Origin of the sequence: Methylobacterium planeticum, from assembly GCF_008806345.1 — a bacterium.
Classification (GTDB): domain Bacteria; phylum Pseudomonadota; class Alphaproteobacteria; order Rhizobiales; family Beijerinckiaceae; genus Methylobacterium; species Methylobacterium planeticum.
In genome coordinates this window covers 25,548-42,980 of sequence record NZ_VZZJ01000021.1, presented here as the reverse complement: position 1 = coordinate 42,980, position 17,433 = coordinate 25,548, and the positions used below count along the sequence as shown (strand labels likewise).

The window sequence follows — 17,433 nt, the reverse complement described above, 5'->3', positions numbered from 1 at the left end:
GCCTGCGTCCGGGCGCGATTGAGCGCCGTCGCGGGCGACGCTTATCTCGCGGCTGCGACACCTGCCGGCTGCGGACGGGGTCCGCCCTCTCCCGGTTTCAGGACGCATCGATGGATCACCCGGTCGGGTCTCCCCAATCTGCCGCAGGCCGAGCGGACCGTGGCCAAGTCGAGCCTGCCGAGGCCGGACCCGTCAGGGTCGAGGCGGGTAAGCGCTCCTCGGCCGCCGGCGGCTGGGGCGCCCTGAAGAGCTGCGGCAAGCACCTCCTCGGCAGCCGCGCGCCCCTCTCGGGCGCCCGCGCCATGCTGAAGGCCAACCAGCCGGACGGGTTCGACTGCCCCGGCTGCGCCTGGGGCGACCCGGAGCACGGCTCCTCCTTCGAGTTCTGCGAGAACGGCGTGAAGGCGGTCTCCTGGGAGGCGACCGACAAGCGCACGCCGCCGGCCTTCTTCGCCGCGCACAGCGTGACGGAGCTGCGCGGCTGGAGCGACCACGCCCTCGAAGGCCAGGGCCGCCTGACCCACCCGATGCGCTACGACGCGGCCTCGGACCGCTACCTCGCGGTGACCTGGGAGGAGGCCTTCGCGGAGATCGGCGCGACGCTGCGGAGCCTCGACCATCCGGACCAGGCGGAGTTCTACACCTCCGGCCGCGCCTCGAACGAGGCCGCCTACCTCTACCAGCTCTTCGCCCGCCACTTCGGCACCAACAACTTCCCTGACTGCTCGAACATGTGCCACGAGGCGAGCGGCGTCGCCCTGCAGGCGGCGATCGGCGTCGGCAAGGGCACGGTGCTGCTGGAGGATTTCGAGAAGGCCGACGCGATCTTCGTGGTGGGCCAGAACCCGGGCACCAACCATCCGCGCATGCTCGGCGACCTGCGCCGCGCCGCCCAGCGCGGCGCCCGCGTCGTCGTGCTCAATCCCGTGCGCGAGCGCGGGCTCGAGCGCTTCGCCGATCCGCAGAACACCGTCGAGATGCTGCGCGGGGCGAGCGCGCCGGTGGCGAGCCACTATTACCAGCCGCGCCTCGGCGGCGACATGGCGGTGTTCCGCGGCATCGCCAAGGCGATCTTTGCCGCCGACGACGCGGCCCTGCGGGAGGGCCGCCCCTCCGTGCTCGACCGGGCGTTCCTCGCCCGCCACACCGCCGGCTACGAGGCCTACCGGGCCCTCGTCGAGGCGACGGAGTGGGAGACGATCCTCGACCAATCGGGCCTCGCCCGCGCCGAGATCGAGACCGCCGCGGAGGTCTATCTCGGGGCCGAGCGGGCGATCTGCACCTGGGCCATGGGGGTGACCCAGCACAGGCACTCGGTCGCGACGATCCGCGAGATGGCGAACGTGATGTTCCTGCGTGGGCATATCGGCCGCCCGGGTGCCGGCCTCTGCCCCGTGCGCGGCCACTCGAACGTGCAGGGCGACCGCACGGTCGGCATCAACGAGCGCCCGCCGGCCGCCCTCCTCGACGCCCTGGAGCGCACCTTCGGCTTCGCGGCGCCCCGCAGGCCCGGCCACAACGTGGTGGCGGCGATCAACGCCATGCTCGACGGATCGGCCAAGGCCTTCATCGGGCTCGGGGGCAACTTCGCGCGCGCGACGCCCGATTCGGCCCGGGTGGCGCGGGCGCTGGCGGGCTGCCGTCTCACGGTCCACATCGCCACGAAGCTCAACCATTCGCACCTCGTGCCCGGCACGGTCGGCTACCTGCTGCCCTGCCTCGGGCGCACCGAGATCGACCGCAACAAAGCCGGCAAGACCCAGATCGTGACCGTCGAGGATTCGATGAGCATGGTCCACGGCTCGGGCGGCATCAACAAGGCGGCCTCGAAGGCGCTGCGCTCGGAGATCGCCATCATCGCCGGCATGGCGGCGGCGACCGTCGGTTCGGACAAGGTCGACTGGGCCGGGCTCAGCGACGATTACGACCGGATCCGCACGCTGATCGAGCGCACCATCCCGGGCTTCACGGGCTACAACGTCCGGGTCCGGCGCCCGCGCGGCTTCATGCTGCGCAACCTCGCGGCCGAGCGCGTGTTCGAGACCGAGACCGGCAAGGCCGGCTTCGCGGCCGAGGCCCTGCCGGAGCTGACCGAGCACCAGCAGGCCCGGCGCGCGCCCGACACCTTCGTGCTGCAGACCTTCCGCTCGCACGACCAGTACAACACCACGATCTACGGCCTCGACGACCGCTACCGCGGCGTCTACGGCGAGCGCCGGGTGCTGTTCGCACATCCGGACGACCTCGCGGAGATCCGGGCCCGCCTCGGCGGCCGGGTCGACATCGTCGGCCTGCACCAGGACGGCGTCGTGCGCGTGGCCGAGGATTTCCGGCTCGTCCCCTTCGAGATGCCCCGCGGCAGCCTCGCGGGCTATTACCCGGAATTGAACGTGCTCGTGCCCCTCTCCTCCTTCGGCAAGGGCAGCGACACCCCGACCTCCAAGTCGGTCCTGGTGACGCTGCGCGCCCGCGCGGTCGCGGCGGCGTGAGGCCGGACCCCGAGGAGGCCTTCCTGGCGGCGACGGAGGCCCTCGGGCGCCTGCGGCCGGACCTGTCGCCCCTCGCAGCCGGCCTCCTGGCGGGGCTGCATCTGCGCATCGCGACCGATACCCGCGCCCTCGCGCGCGCCCTCGCCCTGGCGCATGCCCATGTCCTGCGCGCCCTGTCGGAACTCGAGGAGGCGGGCCTCGCCGCCGCGACCGGCCGCGACGCCCGCACGCAGCGCACCCGCTACGCCGCGAGCCCGGAGGGCCGGAGCCTGATCGAGGCCGCCCTCGCCTGAGCCGCCGGACGCCCCGGGCAGGTCCCGGCGCCAGGATCGGCTCAGAAGCCCGTCAGAAGCCCTTGGAGGCGATGGCCTCGGACCACGACACGGCGCGCTTGGCCATGCCGATGTGCTGGCGCTCGTACATGCGGCCCTCGACCTTGATGGCGCCGCGCTTGGCGTTCTCGGGCTTGTCGAAGGCCTCGATCACGAGGCGGGCGCGGCGCACCTCCTCCTCGGTCGGGGCGAAGGAGGTGTTGGCGGGCTCGACCTGATTGGGATGGATCAGGGTCTTGCCGTCGAAGCCGAGGTCGCGGGACTGGCGGCACTCGACACGGCAGCCCTCGACGTCGGCGATGTCGTTCCAGACGCCGTCGAGGATGGTCAGCCCCTCGGCGCGGGCGGCCGCGAGGGTGAACATCATCCAGGGCAGCATCGGCACGCGGCCCGGAACGAGCTGGGCCCAGGTGTCCTTGGCGAGGTCGTTGGTGCCGAGCACGAAGCAGGTGAGCCGGGTGCGCGGGTCGCGCCGGGCGGCGGCGATCTTCTGGATGTTCAGGATCGCGGCCGGGGTCTCGATCATCGCCCAGACCTTGATCTCGGGGGGCGCGTCGAGGGCCTCGAGGTGGTTGGCGATGCTCTCCAGCACCGCCGGGGAGGACACCTTCGGCATCAGGATGGCGTCGGGCCGGGCCTCGATCGCGGTGCGCAGGTCCGCCTCGCCCCAGGGGGTCTGAGGGGCATTCACGCGGATGATCAGCTCGCGGTCGCCGTAGCCGCCGCCCTTCACGGCCGCGCAGACCTGCTCGCGCGCGACGTCCTTCTCCTCCGGCCCCACCGCGTCCTCGAGGTCGAGGATGAGCGCGTCGGCCGGCAGCGTCTTGGCCTTTTCCAGCGCGCGCAGGTTCGAGCCCGGCATGTAGAGGACGCTGCGGCGGAGACGGAGATCGGACATGGCGTGACCCTTTTCGGTTCGGGCGGACCCTAACGGGAGGCGCCGTCCAGACCAGCTATCTGAATACAAAATGCGCGATAAACGGGCGCGTTTGACACCGAGTCGTGCGCCCGGAGGTTAAGCGAAGGCCGACCCCGGCGCCTAGGCGCGAGCCCGGGCAGCTTTGCCGGACGTGTGACAAACATGCCGCCTCTCCGATTCGGCGGTCTCGGGGGCGGATCCGCCTCGGGGCTCGCGACCCGCTTCCCACCGGCACAGATCTCACGGCACCCGCCCTGCGGAAAACCGGCAAGCCCGCCGCGGCATCGCGCCGGCGCACGCGATGGCCGTCCGCCTGGTCGATTCCGGCGAAGACTGGAGTTTCGGGGCGCGGCTCATCGGCTTCCTGCCCGGGAACTCTGGCTTCCGCGAACCTGGAACTTGCACGTGCCGCCTTTTGGTCACCTTCGGCCGGCAAAGGCGCTCCGACTGATTTGGGGGATAGTTTCCGGATGAAGGCGATCTGTTTCGGCGCGATCCTGGCGGTCGCGGCCACCGTCTCGGCACCGCAGGCGGTGCGCGCGGCGAGCAACACCACGGTCGGGGTCGGCTCGGGCGCGGTGGCCGGCGCCCTCGTCGGCGGACCGGTGGGCGCCGTCGCGGGCGCGATCATCGGGGGCGTCGTCGGCTCCTCGACGGAGCGGGCGGGCCCGCGCCGCGCCCGCCGCGCCCGGGCCATCCGCCGCAGCCGCGCGGAGACCATCGCCCCCGCCCGCGCCACGGTCCAGCGCAGCGCTGTCACCGAGCCGGCGCCCCGCAGCCTGACCCCGGCGGTGCCCACCGCCACGGGCTCGGTCACCGGCTCGACCTGGAAGAATCCGCGCTGACGGCCGGCTCTCCGCGGCGGGCCGGCAGCCCGCCGGCGGAACCCGGCGCGTCCGCCCCGGGATCCGGTGCCCGGGTCTCGATGACCCGCCCCGCGAAGGCTTGCCGCGCCAGCCCCGGATAGGCGAGCGCCTGCCCGATCCCGCGGGCGGCGAGGAAGCCGAGGAACGACAGCCACAGGCCGGTATTGCCGAGCGCCGCCGCCTGCACGGCGGCAAGCGCCAGGCCGTAGGCGAGGAGCGCGGCGAGCATCAGGTTGCGCATCGCCCGGGTCCAGGTTGCCCCGATATAGATGCCGTCGAAGGCGAAGGGCGTCGCCGCCACGAAGGGCGCGAGCGCCGCGAGGAGGAGGTAGCGGCGGGCGCTCTCGCGCACCTCCGGGCTCGTCGTCACCGTGTCGATGAAGGCCGGCCCGAAGACCAGCGAGACGAGGCTGACCGCGAGCCCGAAGCCGAGGCACCAGCGCAGGCTCAGGGCGACGGCCCGGCGGAAACCCGCCTCGTCCCGCGCGCCGACGGCCTGCCCGCACAGGGTCTCGGCCGCGGTGGCGAAGCCATCGAGGAAGAAGCCGCCGATCAGGAAGAGATTCCACAGGACCGCGTTGGCGGCCAGCACCGTGTCGCCGGAGCGCGCCCCGAGGGCCGAGAAGATCGCGATCGCGGCCACGAGCGCGAGGGTCCGGATGATCACGTCGGCGTTGACGCTCAGCATCCGCCGCAGCGAGGCGGGGTCGCGCAGCGCCCCCAGGGGCACCCGGAAGGGGTGCGTCCCGAGCCGCCCCAGGAGGACGAGCCCGAGTCCGACGCCCGCGGCCTCGGCCAGGAGCGTCGCGAGCGCCGCCCCGGCGATGCCGAGGCCGAACCCGAGCACCAGCGCGAGGGTCAGGGCGATGTTCACGAGGTTGATGGCGACCTGCAGCACGAGGCCGAGATCGGTGCGCCCGCGGCCGAGGATCGAGCCGAGCACGGCGTAGTTCGCCAGCGTGAAGGGCGCGGCGAAGATGCGGATGTGGAAATAGGTCGCGAGGCCCGCGGTCACGGCCGGGCTCGCCCCGCTGAGGCCGAAGGCGCCGGCCGCGATCGGCCCCTGCAGGGCCACGAGCACGAGGCCCGCGAGGGTCCCGGCCGCGAGGGCGCGGGCGAGGGTCCGGTCGACCTCCGCGGGCTCGCGCGCCCCGACCGCCTGCGCGGTCAGCCCCGCGGTCGCCATCCGGAGCGATCCGAAGGACCAGAAGATCGCGTCGAAGATCACCGCCCCGAGGGCGATGGCGCCGAGGAGCGCCGCGTCGCCGAGGCGCCCGATCACCGCCGCCCCGACGAAGCCGAGGAGCGGCGTCGTCACGTTGGCGAGGGTCATCGGCAGGGCGAGCGCGAGGACGCGCCGGCCGGTCACGGGGCCGGGGGAGATCATCGGGGCCACGCGCTCCCGTGAGAGGGGCCGAGGAGGTCGGGGCGCCCGGACCGGCGCCGACCCGCTACTTCGAGACCGCGAAGAGGCGCGAGATCAGCCAGAGCGGCACCACCACCACGGCGCCCGCGAGGATCCAGCCGCCGAAATCGTGGAAGGCCGCGAAGCCGAGGTCGATCAGCCACCGGAGGGTGTCGTAGGCGTGCCAGAACAGCCGGGCCGGGGTGAGCCCCAGCATCGCCATGAAGGCGCCGACCAGGACCGACAGGAACAGCAGCCGCAGGAACACGCCGGCCGGCGAGCCGCCGAGGAATTGGCGCAGACCCGAATGCGCGGTGTAGCCGCGGTAGCCGGGGGGCGGCGCCTCGTAGTTCGGGCCCCGGCGGCGCGGGTCGTGCTCGACGATCATGCTCTGTGTCCTCGCCCGCATCCCGCGGGGCTCTGACCTTAAGGCCGCGGTCTCCGGCCGCCCCTTCCAACGATCCGAACCCGGCGGAAGCGTGACGCAAGCGTCACACCCACGTTGAAACCGGATCGCGGGCCGGGCGTTGGGCCGGTTCACGCACGGGCCCGAGATGGCAATGCGGCCGCGGGCCGCCAAGATGGGGTGGCCAAGATGGGGGCGGCCGGATATCGGCACCCGGCGCGGGCATCGCCCCCGATGCCGGCAAGACCGTGCCGGCTCGCCCCCGCCGGCAGCCATCCGTGCGGAAGCCCGGGACCGGTGGTCCAAGCTTGCGCGCAACTGTGTTACGCTCAAACCGCCACTGACGAGACCCTTCGATGATCGACCACGCCCTCTTCGATCCGGCGACGATCGATCCGGAGACGAAGCGGCTCAACGCCGAGGTCGTCGCCGCGCACGCGGCCCAGGAGGATCCCTGGAGCCTGCCGATCGCGGAGGTGCGCGCCCGCCGCCGCCGCGGCACCCAGGCCTCCCCGGCGATGCCGCGCAGCGCCCGCGCCGAGACCGTGACGATCGACGGCCCCGCCGGCCCCCTCGCCCTGCGGATGATCCGCCCGCGCCTCAAGCCGGGCCAGGCGCTGCGCGGCGCCTACCTGCACATCCACCGGGGCGGCTGGGTCTGGGGCTCGGCCGACGAGCAGGACCCGTGGCTCGAGCGCATCGCCGACCGGTGCGGCTTCATCTGCCTGTCGGTCGAGTACCGCCTCGCCCCCGAGCACCCCTACCCGGCCGCCCTCGAGGATTGCGAGGCGGCGGCCCTCTGGCTCGCCGGCCCCGGCCGGGCCGAGCTCGGCGTCGGCGCGCTCACCATCGGGGGCGAATCGGTGGGGGCGCATCTCGCCGTGATGGTGCTTCTGCGCCTGCGCGACCGCCACGGCCTGCCCCGGGCCTTCCGGGGGGCGAACCTCAACGCGGGCTTCTTCGACCTCGGCCTGACCCCGAGCGTGCGCAACTGGGGCGAGGAGCGGCTGGTGGTGAACACCCGCGACCTCACCACCTTCGCCAACGACTACGTGCGCGAGGGCGTCGACCGGCGCCGCCCCGACGTCTCGCCCCTCTACGCGGACCTCAAGGGTCTGCCCCCCGCCCTCTTCACCATCGGCACCGCCGACCCGCTCCTCGACGACACGCTCTACATGTCGGCCCGCTGGGCGGCGGCCAACAACGGCGGCCACACCGCCGTCTACGCGGGCGGCTGCCACGTCTTCATCCGCTATCCGGGCGAGATGACCGAGCGCGCCCTCGAGCTGATCGACCGCTTCCTCACGGCCCTTGCCTGACCTCCCGCGGCCCGCGGCGGAGGGCCTTCCGACCCGGTTCGCGGAATGGTTCGCCACCCGCGGCTGGGAGGCGCGGGCGCACCAGCTCGACCTGCTGCGCCTCGCCGGCTCCGGCCGCTCCGCCCTGCTGGTGGCCCCGACCGGCGCCGGCAAGACGCTGGCGGGCTTCCTGCCGAGCCTCGTCGCCCTCGCGGGGAACGGGCCCGGCAAGGCGCGCGGGCTGCACACGCTCTACGTCTCGCCCCTCAAGGCGCTCGCGGTCGACATCGCCCGCAACCTCGAGGCGCCGATCGCCGAGATGGGGCTCGACATCCGGGTCGAGACGCGCACGGGGGACACCCCGGCCCACAAGCGCACCCGCCAGATCGCCCGGCCGCCCGACATCCTGCTGACGACCCCCGAGCAGCTCTCGCTGCTGATCGCCCACCGCGAGGCGGCGGATCTGTTCGGGCGGCTGCGCTGCGTCGTCCTCGACGAGCTGCACGCCCTCGTCACGTCGAAGCGGGGCGACCTGCTCTCCCTCGCCCTCGCCCGCCTCCACCGGCTCAGCCCCGACCTCACCGCCCTCGGTCTCTCCGCGACGGTGCGGGAGCCGGACGAACTGCGCAGATACCTCGTGCCGCAGGCAAGGCCCGCCGAGGCCGAGGCGCACGAGACCCCCGAGCCCGACAGCCCCGGGACGAGACGGCGCGAGGGGACGCGGCGCGGGGGGACGCGGCGCGCCGAGGCGGTCATCCCGGCGCCCGCCCCCGATCCCGGTCCCCCGATGGCCGAGCTCGTCGTGGTCCGGGGCGGCGCGGCGGCGGACCTGCGCATGCTCGACACAGGGCTTCGCCTGCCGCTGGCCGGCCACACCGCCTGGCAGTCGATGCCGGCGATCTACGACCTCATCCGCCAGCACCGCACGGTGCTGGTCTTCGTCAACACCCGGCTCCAGGCCGAGTACACCTTCCAGGAGCTGTGGCGCCTCAACGACGACGTGCTGCCGATCGCGCTTCACCACGGCTCCCTCGACGCCACCCAACGCCGCCGGGTCGAGGCCGCGATGGCGGCGGGGCAGCTGCGGGCCATCGTCTGCACCGCAACCCTCGATCTCGGCATCGACTGGGGCGACGTCGACCTCGTGATCAATATCGGGGCGCCCAAGGGCGCGAGCCGGATCATGCAGCGGATCGGGCGCGCCAACCACCGGATGGACGAGCCCTCGAAGGCCTATCTGGTGCCGGGCAACCGCTTCGAGATGCTGGAGTGCCAGGCCGCCCTCGACGCGGTCGAGGCGGCGGCGCAGGACACCCCCGACGCCCGCCTCGGCGCCCCCGACGTGCTGGCCCAGCACGTGCTCGGCATGGCCTGCGCCGACGCCTTCGATCCGCTCCGGCTCTACGAGGAGATCGTCTCGGCGGCCCCCTATGCGGGGCTCACCTGGGAGGCGTTCGAGCAGGTCGTCGATTACGTGGCGACGGGCGGCTACGCGCTCAGGGCTTACGAGCGCTTCGCCAAGATCCTGCGCGGGCCGGACGGGCTCTGGCGGGTGCGCGACGCCCGGGTGGCGCAGCAGTACCGGATGAATGTCGGCACCATCATCGAGGCCACCAAGGTCAAGGTGCGCCTCGCCCGGGCGCTGCGGGGCAGGCCCGGCTCGGTGCTGCCGAAGACCGGACGGGTGCTCGGGGAGATCGAGGAGGATTTCGCCGAGACGCTGACGGTCGGCGACACCTTCCTGTTCGCCGGCGAGGTGCTGCGCTTCGAGGGCCTCGCCGAGGACGAGGCGATGGTGACGAAGGCCGGCCCCGGCACCGATCCGGCCATCCCCTCCTACGCGGGCGCCAAGTTCCCCCTCTCGACCTTCCTGGCCGCGCGGGTGCGCGCCCTCATCGCCGACCCGTTCGAGTGGGACCGGCTGCCGCGGCAGGTCTCCGACTACCTGCTGCAGCAGCGCAGCCGGTCGATCCTGCCCGGGCCCCGCGACCTCCTGGTCGAGACCTTTCCGCGGGGCGGCCGCTTCTACCTGACCGCCTTCCCGTTCGAGGGCCGCCTCGCGCACCAGACCCTCGGCATGCTGCTGACGCGGCGCCTGGAGCGGGCGCGGCTGCGGCCGCTGGGCTTTGCGGCCAACGATTACGGCATCGCCATCTGGACGGGGCGCGACGTCGGCGAGCGCATCGGCTTCGAGCCGGGCTTCCTCGCGGAGCTGTTCGCGCAGGACATGCTGGGCGACGACCTGGAGGCCTGGCTCGACGAATCCGCCATGATGAAGCGGACCTTCCGGCAATGCGCCGTGATCGCGGGGCTGATCGAGCGGCGCTATCCGGGGCAGAAGAAGACCGGCCGGCAGGTCACGATCTCGACGGACCTGATCTACGACGTGCTGCGCAAGCACCAGCCCGACCACCTGCTCCTGCGCGCCGCGCGGCAGGATGCGGCAACCGGACTCCTCGACGTGAAGCGCCTCGGTATGATGCTACAGCGCATCCAGGGGCGAATCATTCACAAGGCGCTCGACCGCGTCTCGCCGCTCTCCGTCTCCGTCATGCTCGAGATCGGGCGCGAGCGGGTCTACGGCGAGGGGGCCGACGAGATTCTGGCCGAGGCCGAGGCGCTGCTTCTCGAAGAGGCGCTCTCGTGAATGACGCGCCCGCTCCGTCACCTGAGGATGCGATCTTGGCGCTCGGCCAGAGACTTGAGAAGACCACCAAGGCACCCGGCCTGCACCTCGCCGGCGAGACCCTGACCCTCGATCGCTGCGGCGGCCTCTGGATCGAGGCCCACCGCACCCTGATCGTCTCCGATCTCCACCTGGAGAAGGGGTCGGCCTACGCGGCGCGCTCGGGCCAGTTCCTGCCGCCCTACGACACCCGCGAGACCCTGGCCTGCCTGCACGAGGCTGTGGTGCGCTTCGACCCGGCCCGGGTCGTCGCCCTCGGCGATTCCTTCCACGATTCCCGCGGGCCCGAGCGCATGGAGCCCGGCGACCGCGCCATGGTGGCCGCCCTGCAGGAGGGCCGCGACTGGGTCTGGATCGCCGGGAACCACGATCACGCCGTGACCGAGGGCGTCGGCGGGCGCTACGCCGAAACGCTCGCCCTCGGCGGCCTGACGCTCCGGCACGAGCCCGGCGTCGGCGCCGCCGCGGGCGAGATCGCGGGCCATCTCCACCCCTGCGGCAAGGTCGCGATGCGGGGCCGCGCCGTGCGCCGCCGTTGCTTCGTGTCGGACGGGCACCGCCTGATCATGCCGGCCTTCGGCGCCTATACGGGCGGCCTCAACGTGCGCAACGCCGCCTTCGAGCCGCTCTTCCCGAACGGCTTCACGGCGCACCTGCTGGGCGACGGCCGCGTCTTCGCCATCGGCCGGACGATGCTGGCACGGGACTGATCCGTCGGGGCGACCGTAGCGCAATCCAGTCGATTGCAGCGCGCGGAACCATCGCAACCAGCGCGTGCTTGGCTCAGGCGGCGACGAGCAGCGCCGCCCCGGCCACGCCCGAGAGGACGAGGCGCAGCCGCCCGAGCCAGGTCGGGACGAGGCCGCGCCGGGCGAGATCCTGGTCGATCACGCCCCAGGCCAGGACGAGGCAGCCGAGGATGCGCAGGTCCCACGGGGCCGGGGCCGCGAGTGCTGCCCAGGCCAGGAGCGAAGGGACGATGGCCACGAGGTAATCGGCGTTGCCGGCGCCGCGGGCGGCGGCGGCGCCCCAGCGGATGCCGCCGAGGAAGGACGCGATCACGGCGCCGTAGGCGGACAGGATGGTGCGCGGCGACAACCCGATGGTGCCGAGGCCGCCGTCGCTCCCGCTCACGGCGAGCGCCGCGAAGCCGAGAAACGGGATCAGACCCGCCACGCCGAGGATGACGGCCCCCATCGGGACCGGAGTCACGCGCGCCATCCGACCTCCGGGCTGCGGACCGCCCACGCGGCGATCCCGTCTGTGTTCCAGAGATTTATACGGCTGCCGATGCGGGCGGTTCCCGCGCTGCGGCACTGTGGTCAAGCTCCGCCTCCCGCGGGTCCCGGACCGGCCCCGCGCCGACGCTCAGCTGCGCCGGCCCGGAAGGGTGTAGCCCTGCGGCGCCGCATTCGGCGGGGGCGCGCCGAGGAGGCTCATCGCCCCGCCCGCCGCGTCCTTGGCCACCGCGTCCTTGGCCGCCGGCGGCTCGTTGACGGCGGGGTCGACCTTGCGCGGCCGGAAGGCGGCCACGAGGCTGCGGGCATTGGCGAGATCGCCCGGGCTCATCTTGGTCGCGACGTCGTCCCGCTTCTTGGCCGCGTCCTCGTCCCCCTGCGCCGCGGCGGCCGAGAACCAGGCGTAGGATTGCATCAGGTCCTGGGTGAGGCCGAGGCCGCGGGCGTAGAGCACCGCGAGGTTGTACTGGCTGTCGCGCACCCCGTGCTCGGCCGCGCGGCGGAACCAGGCCGCCGCCGAGGCGTAGTCGGGCCGTCCGGAGGCGGCGGGATTCTCGGCGTAGAGCACCGCGAGGTTGTGCATCGAGCGGGCATGGCCCTGCTCCGCGGCGCGGCCGTACCAGAGCTTGGCCGGGCCGAGGTCGCGCAGCACCCCCGAGCCCTTCTCGTAATGCCCCGCGAGCTTGTACTGCGCCGGGGCGTAGCCGGCCTGGGCGAGCTTCTCGTAGAGCTTGGCGGCGAGGGCGAGGTCGCGGGGCATGCCGCGCCCGTCCGCCTCGCGGCCGGCGAGCTCGTAGATCGCGGCGCCGTCGCCCTCGATGGCGGCCTGGCGCAGCTTGGACAGCCCGGTCGGGACACCCGCGAGCTCGCTGCCGAGCGCGGACATCCCGCCCACCTGCGGCACGGCCGGGCGGCTGCTCTGCGGCGCGGGGGGCGCCTCGCCCGGGGGGGAGATTGCCTGCGTGGTCTGCGGGTCGGCGAGCGGGGACGCGCCCTGCGCGGGCGCGGCGGCCGGCGCCTCGGCGGCAGGGGCCGGCATCTCGCGGGCGGGAGCCTCGATCGCCGGGGCAGGAGCCGCCGGCTGCGGCGCGGGATCGCCCCGCATCGAGATGGCCTGGAGGGCGCCGAGCACCAGCACGATGGCGGCGAGGCCGAGGAGCAGCGGCCGGCGGCGGCGCTCGATCTCGGCGCGCAGCCGCGCGACCCGGCCAAGGCCGGCCGAGGGCCGGGCCGAGGCCGCCACGGCCTGGCGCAGGCTCATCCGCTCCTCGCGGCGCTCGCCCGACAGGTTCGCCTCGCTGGCGACCTCGGCCTGCGCGGCCTGGGCGGCGCGGCGCGCCGCCGCGATGAAGCTCGACTTGATGTCGGCGGAGCCCTCGGGACCGGCATCGGCCGCCTCGCCGGGCATGGCCAACCGCTCGCGCGCGGGCCGGCCGGCGCCGGGCTCCAGGAGCTCGTCGCTGACGCGCGGCGCCTCGGGGGCCGGGGCGGCCGGCGAGATCGAGACCCGCGGCAGCTCCGGGCGGCGGGCGGCGCGGGCCCGGGGCGCCTGCACGCCGGTCGAGGCGAGGAGGCGCTCGTCGAGGCTGTCGCGGCCGCTCGGCGGGGTGACCGGGCCTCCCGCCGGCAGGGCCGCGTCGAGGGGGCCGCCGCCGGCCTCCGGGCCGAGGCGGGCGGCGAGGCGGTCGAGGGCCGATTGCACCCCCGTCAGGGTCGCGTGCAGGCGGCGGTCGGCGGCGGCGTGGTCGCTGCGCAGGTCGGCGAGGCCGGCCTTGAGGACGCCGAGGGCCTGGGCCTCGGGGGCGCCGCGCCCGCCGAGGCTCTCGGCCACGGCGTTGCGGGTCGCCCGCTCGACGATCGCGGCGATCGGGGCCTCCTCGCGGAGCGCCGAGACCTGGGCGAGCAGGTCGCCCATGCTCCGCTCGAGGCTCGCCAGGGCCGGGTCGGCGCTGCGGGTCTCGAGGCGGCTCGCCAGGGCGAGGACCTGCTTCTCCAGGGCGTCGAGGCCGTCGCCGCCCGCGCCGGCGCCGACGCGGTCGACCTTCTCGGCGAGGCTGCGCAGCTGCCCCTGGATGGCGATGAGGTCGGTGCTCGGGGCGGCGGGCTGGCGCAGGCTCTCGCCGAGGTTCTCCAGGCGGCCGAGCAGGTCGCCCACCGGGTTGACCGTGGCGGCCAGCGCCTCGATGCGCCCGAGGAGGGCGCGGGATTCGGACGGGGTGCCCTGGGCGGCGGAGTGGTGCAGCGCGTCGACCTTGGCGGCCATCGCCTGGATCTGGTCGGCGATGGGCTCGGCGCCCGGCGCGTGCAGGCCGCTGCGGATCTCCTCGAGGAGCGGGCGCAGCTCGGCCATGTCCGCGTGCTCGCCGCCGAAATCGGTCTGGAGCTGCGCGATCTGCGCGCTGATCGCCTGGAGCCCCTGCGCCAGGCCCTGGATGCGCTCCGGGCCCGCCAGGGAGGAGACGAGGCGGCGGATCTCGTCGAGCTCGCGGAACAGGGTGGTGAGCGCGTCCCGGTCAGCGAAGCCCCCGGAGCCGCCGGCCAGCACGCTGTCGACCCGCGAGGCCAGCCGCTCCACGTCGCTCGCCACGCGGGCATGGACGTTGTCGGCCACGTCGTCGGCGAGGCGCTCGACCTGCACCCGGATCAGCTCGATCGGCGCCGCGATCGCCGCGAGGTCGGCCGGCTCCTGGACTTGCTGCACGCCGCTCGCCAGCGACAGCATCGCCTGCTCAAGGGCGCCGACGTCGCGGCCGGTGGCGAGGCCGCCGATCGATTCGCGCAGCCGGCTGGTCTCCCGCTGCAACTCGGAGATCTGCGGCGAGGGCGCCAGCTCGGCGTCCCGCGGCCGGGCCTCGGCATCGGGCGGGGTCGCCTCCGGGGCGTCGAGTCGCCGGGCGAGGTCCTCGCGCATCGCCGCGACGATGCCGGCATCCGGCGCGAGGCCGTCGAGCTCGCGCTGGCGCTGGCGGATCTCGCTCACGGCGTCGCGCACCTCGGCGACGGCGGGGCGGCCCCGGCGGCCGAGGGGGCGCGGCGCGGCGAGCTGCTCGCCGAGCGCGGTCATGCGCCGCTCGATGTCGCCGAGGCGCTCGGCGACCTGCTGCACCGGCGCGGCGCCGGCCCCGAGGACGTCGCTGATCCGGCCCTCGATCTCGGCGATGCGCTGGCTCGCGGCCTCCTGCGCCGCCTTGCGCTCGTCCGCGATGGTGCGGTCGATCGCGTCGAGGCGCCGCATCAGGGCCTCGATGGTCTCGCCGAAACAATCGATCGGCGCGGGGTCCTGGGTCGCAGGGGCCTTCTCGATCGCGAGCGCCGGCTCGCTCTGCCGTGCCTCATCCGGCGCGGAGGCGCGGGGCGCCGCCCTGCTCTCGGGCGCCGCCTTGCTCTCGGGCGCCGCGCGGCGGGGGGCCGCCTCGCGGGGCGGCGGCGTCACCAGGGCGGCGGGCTGGTCGGCCCGGCGGCGCTTGCGGGCGGCGGCCTTCGCCTCGGGTTGGACCACGGAGGCGATCCAGGTCTCGAGCGGGACGCCGGCCCGGCGCGCGACGTCGCGGGCCGCATCGAGCACGTCGGGATCGAAGCTTTCGAAGCTCGGCGTGGCGGTGCGTCTCATCATCAGCCCTGGGGTCGGCGGCCTGCGGCGTCCGGCCCGGCGGGGTCGCGGCCACGGGGACGAGGGTCCTCGGAGGCGCGCCGTCGGATCGGTTGTGGGCGACATTTAACTTTCTTGGTAAACAGGGGGTTAAGCTGTGTTTCAAATCGGACATTCCGGGCCGGCGTACCCTACCGGCCGAAGGCGGGGGGGCGACGACGGGCCGCCGATCCGGTCTCGTGCGCCGAAGCGGCGAGGGACGAAGAGGCGTCGCGCCGGTGGCCCCCCTTGCCCATCCGCCACGGGATAGTTTACATATGAACCATCGAGGGAATCATCGGTCGCCCGACCGCAAGGTTCGCCGCACGCGGAGGAGTACGAGATGCCGAGCTATCGCGCCCCGGTCGAGGACGTCCTGTTCCTGCTGAACGACGTGCTGGGCTTTCACGGCCGGGCCAACCTCGCGGGGTTCTCGGAGGCCTCGCCCGACGTGGTCGAGGCGGTGCTCACCGAGGGGGCGAAGCTCGCCGAGACCGTGCTGGCGCCCCTCAACCGGGTCGGCGACCAGGAGGGCTGCCGGCGCGACCCCGACGGCTCCGTGACCACGCCGAAGGGCTTCAAGGCCGCCTACCACACCTACGCGCAGGGCGGCTGGATGGGCCTCTCGGTGCCGGAGGAATACGGCGGCCAGGGCCTGCCCCTCACCCTCAACACCGCCATCCAGGAATTCGCCTCGGGCGCCAACCTGGCGCTCGGGATGTATCCGGGCCTGACCCAGGGCGCCGTGGCGGCGCTCCTCGTCCACGGCTCGGAGGAGCAGAAGCGGACCTACGTGCCGAAAATGGTCGAGGGCGTCTGGACCGGCACCATGAACCTCACCGAGCCCCATTGCGGCACGGATCTCGGCCTCCTCAAGACCAAGGCGGTCCCGAACGGCGACGGCTCCTACAGCCTCACCGGCACCAAGATCTTCATCTCGGCCGGCGAGCACGACCTGGCCGAGAACATCGTCCACCTCGTCATCGCCCGGATCGAGGGTGCGCCGGCCGGCACCAAGGGCATCTCGCTCTTCGTGGTGCCGAAGTTCCTGGTGAACCCGGACGGCACGGTGGGCGCGCGCAACGGCGTGTCCTGCGGCTCGCTCGAGCACAAGATGGGCATCCACGGGAATTCCACTTGCGTGATGAACTATGACGGCGCCACGGGCTGGCTCGTCGGCGAGGCGAACCGCGGCCTCAACGCCATGTTCGTGATGATGAACGAGGCCCGCCTCGCGGTCGGCGTGCAGGGCCTCGGCCAGTCCGAGGTCGCCTACCAGAACGCCGTGGCCTACGCGAAGGACCGGCTCCAGGGCCGCGCGCTCACCGGCGCCAAGGCTCCCGAGAAGGCCGCTGACCCCATCATCGTGCACCCCGACGTGCGCCGCACCCTGATGCAGATCCGCGCCTTCAACGAGGCGGCCCGCGGCCTGATGCTCTGGACCGCGCTGCAATCGGACATCGCCCACCGCTCCGAGGACGCCAAGGAGCGCCAGGCGGCGGACGATTATCTCGGCCTGATGACCCCGGTGGTGAAGGGCGTCCTCACCGACCGCGGCTTCGCCAACGCGGTCGAGGCCCAGCAGATGTTCGGCGGCCACGGCTACATCGAGGAATGGGGCATGTCGCAATTCGTGCGCGACGCCCGCATCGCCATGATCTACGAGGGCGCCAACGGCATCCAGGCCATGGACCTGATCGGCCGCAAGCTGCCGAAGGACGGCGGCCGGGCGATGATGACCTTCCTCGGCGAGGTCCAGACCTTCATCAAGGACCACGGCGAGGACGCGGCGCTGAAGCCCTTCACGGGGCCGCTCCAGGCGGCGCTGAACGACCTGCAGGGCGCCACCATGTGGTTCATGCAGAACGCCTTCTCGAAGCCCGACAACGCGGGCGCCGGCGCCACCGACTACATGCACCTCCTCGGCCTCGTCGCCATGGGCTACATGTGGGCCAGGATCGCCAGGGCGGCGGTCGCCCGGAAGGCGGAGGATGCCGCCCAGGCCGAGCGCATGGAGGCCAAGCTCGTCACCGGCCGCTTCTTCGCGGAGCGGATGCTGCCCGAGACGGCCCTGCGCCTCAGCCGCATCAAGGCCGGCGCCGACACCACCATGGCGCTGCCCGTCGAGGCGTTCTGAGGGGCCGCGCCCCGCCGGCCCACGAGAGA

12 protein-coding genes are annotated in these 17,433 nt (G+C 73.7%); 7 read left to right on the top strand and 5 right to left on the bottom strand.

Features of this window, described 5'->3' with window-relative positions; all coding sequences use genetic code 11:
- Positions 1–110 precede the first annotated feature (110 nt).
- Both F6X51_RS20400 and F6X51_RS20395 read left to right on the top strand, forming a co-directional pair.
- Positions 111–2,489: an FdhF/YdeP family oxidoreductase gene (locus F6X51_RS20400; protein WP_150965514.1), complete on the top strand. Its 2,379-nt coding sequence runs from the start codon at positions 111–113 to the stop codon at positions 2,487–2,489.
- Positions 2,486–2,782: a hypothetical protein gene (locus F6X51_RS20395; RefSeq protein ID WP_150965513.1), complete on the top strand. Its 297-nt coding sequence runs from the start codon at positions 2,486–2,488 to the stop codon at positions 2,780–2,782. The genes F6X51_RS20400 and F6X51_RS20395 overlap by 4 nt, the downstream gene beginning before the upstream one ends.
- A 52-nt stretch (positions 2,783–2,834) precedes the next feature.
- Here the strand turns inward: F6X51_RS20395 and F6X51_RS20390 are convergent, their stop codons facing one another.
- On the bottom strand, positions 2,835–3,719 hold the full coding sequence (locus tag F6X51_RS20390; RefSeq protein ID WP_150965512.1) for an HpcH/HpaI aldolase/citrate lyase family protein: 885 nt from the start codon (positions 3,717–3,719) through the stop codon (positions 2,835–2,837).
- Positions 3,720–4,210: 491 nt separating this feature from the next.
- Between F6X51_RS20390 and F6X51_RS28710 the strand changes: the two genes are divergently transcribed.
- Positions 4,211–4,585, top strand: a complete 375-nt coding sequence (locus F6X51_RS28710; RefSeq protein ID WP_246696919.1) for a hypothetical protein — start codon at positions 4,211–4,213, stop codon at positions 4,583–4,585.
- Here the strand turns inward: F6X51_RS28710 and F6X51_RS20380 are convergent.
- Both F6X51_RS20380 and F6X51_RS20375 read right to left on the bottom strand, forming a co-directional pair.
- Positions 4,554–5,993, bottom strand: coding sequence for an MATE family efflux transporter (locus F6X51_RS20380; RefSeq protein WP_150965511.1), 1,440 nt, complete (start codon positions 5,991–5,993; stop codon positions 4,554–4,556). The two genes, F6X51_RS28710 and F6X51_RS20380, sit on opposite strands and share 32 nt — an antisense overlap.
- A 64-nt stretch (positions 5,994–6,057) precedes the next feature.
- Positions 6,058–6,399 (bottom strand): DUF6460 domain-containing protein, encoded by a 342-nt coding sequence (locus F6X51_RS20375; protein WP_150965510.1) that lies wholly within the window; start codon positions 6,397–6,399, stop codon positions 6,058–6,060.
- 374 nt (positions 6,400–6,773) lie between these two features.
- Between F6X51_RS20375 and F6X51_RS20370 the strand changes: the two genes are divergently transcribed.
- From F6X51_RS20370 to pdeM, 3 genes are read left to right on the top strand one after another with little or no spacing between them, the layout of a single operon-like run.
- A complete protein-coding gene (locus F6X51_RS20370) occupies positions 6,774–7,736 on the top strand; it encodes an alpha/beta hydrolase (RefSeq protein ID WP_150965509.1) in 963 nt (320 codons plus the stop codon).
- Positions 7,729–10,362 (top strand): ligase-associated DNA damage response DEXH box helicase, encoded by a 2,634-nt coding sequence (locus F6X51_RS20365; RefSeq protein ID WP_150965508.1) that lies wholly within the window; start codon positions 7,729–7,731, stop codon positions 10,360–10,362. The genes F6X51_RS20370 and F6X51_RS20365 overlap by 8 nt, the downstream gene beginning before the upstream one ends.
- Positions 10,363–10,397: 35 nt before the next feature.
- The gene (pdeM, locus tag F6X51_RS20360; RefSeq protein WP_150965507.1) at positions 10,398–11,111 is read left to right on the top strand and encodes a ligase-associated DNA damage response endonuclease PdeM; all 714 of its coding nucleotides are present in this window, start codon (positions 10,398–10,400) and stop codon (positions 11,109–11,111) included.
- Between the two features lie 73 nt (positions 11,112–11,184).
- Here pdeM and F6X51_RS20355 read toward each other — a convergent pair whose 3' ends face one another.
- Both F6X51_RS20355 and F6X51_RS20350 read right to left on the bottom strand, forming a co-directional pair.
- On the bottom strand, positions 11,185–11,622 hold the full coding sequence (locus F6X51_RS20355; RefSeq protein ID WP_150965506.1) for a DUF3429 domain-containing protein: 438 nt from the start codon (positions 11,620–11,622) through the stop codon (positions 11,185–11,187).
- Positions 11,623–11,769: 147 nt separating this feature from the next.
- Positions 11,770–15,252, bottom strand: coding sequence for an SEL1-like repeat protein (locus F6X51_RS20350; RefSeq protein WP_322098532.1), 3,483 nt, complete (start codon positions 15,250–15,252; stop codon positions 11,770–11,772).
- Positions 15,253–15,610: 358 nt separating this feature from the next.
- On the opposite strand from F6X51_RS20350, the gene F6X51_RS20345 reads away from it, so the two are divergent.
- Entirely contained in the window at positions 15,611–17,404 is a 1,794-nt protein-coding gene (locus F6X51_RS20345) for an acyl-CoA dehydrogenase C-terminal domain-containing protein (protein ID WP_150965505.1), read from the top strand.
- The last annotated feature ends 29 nt before the right edge of the window (positions 17,405–17,433 follow it).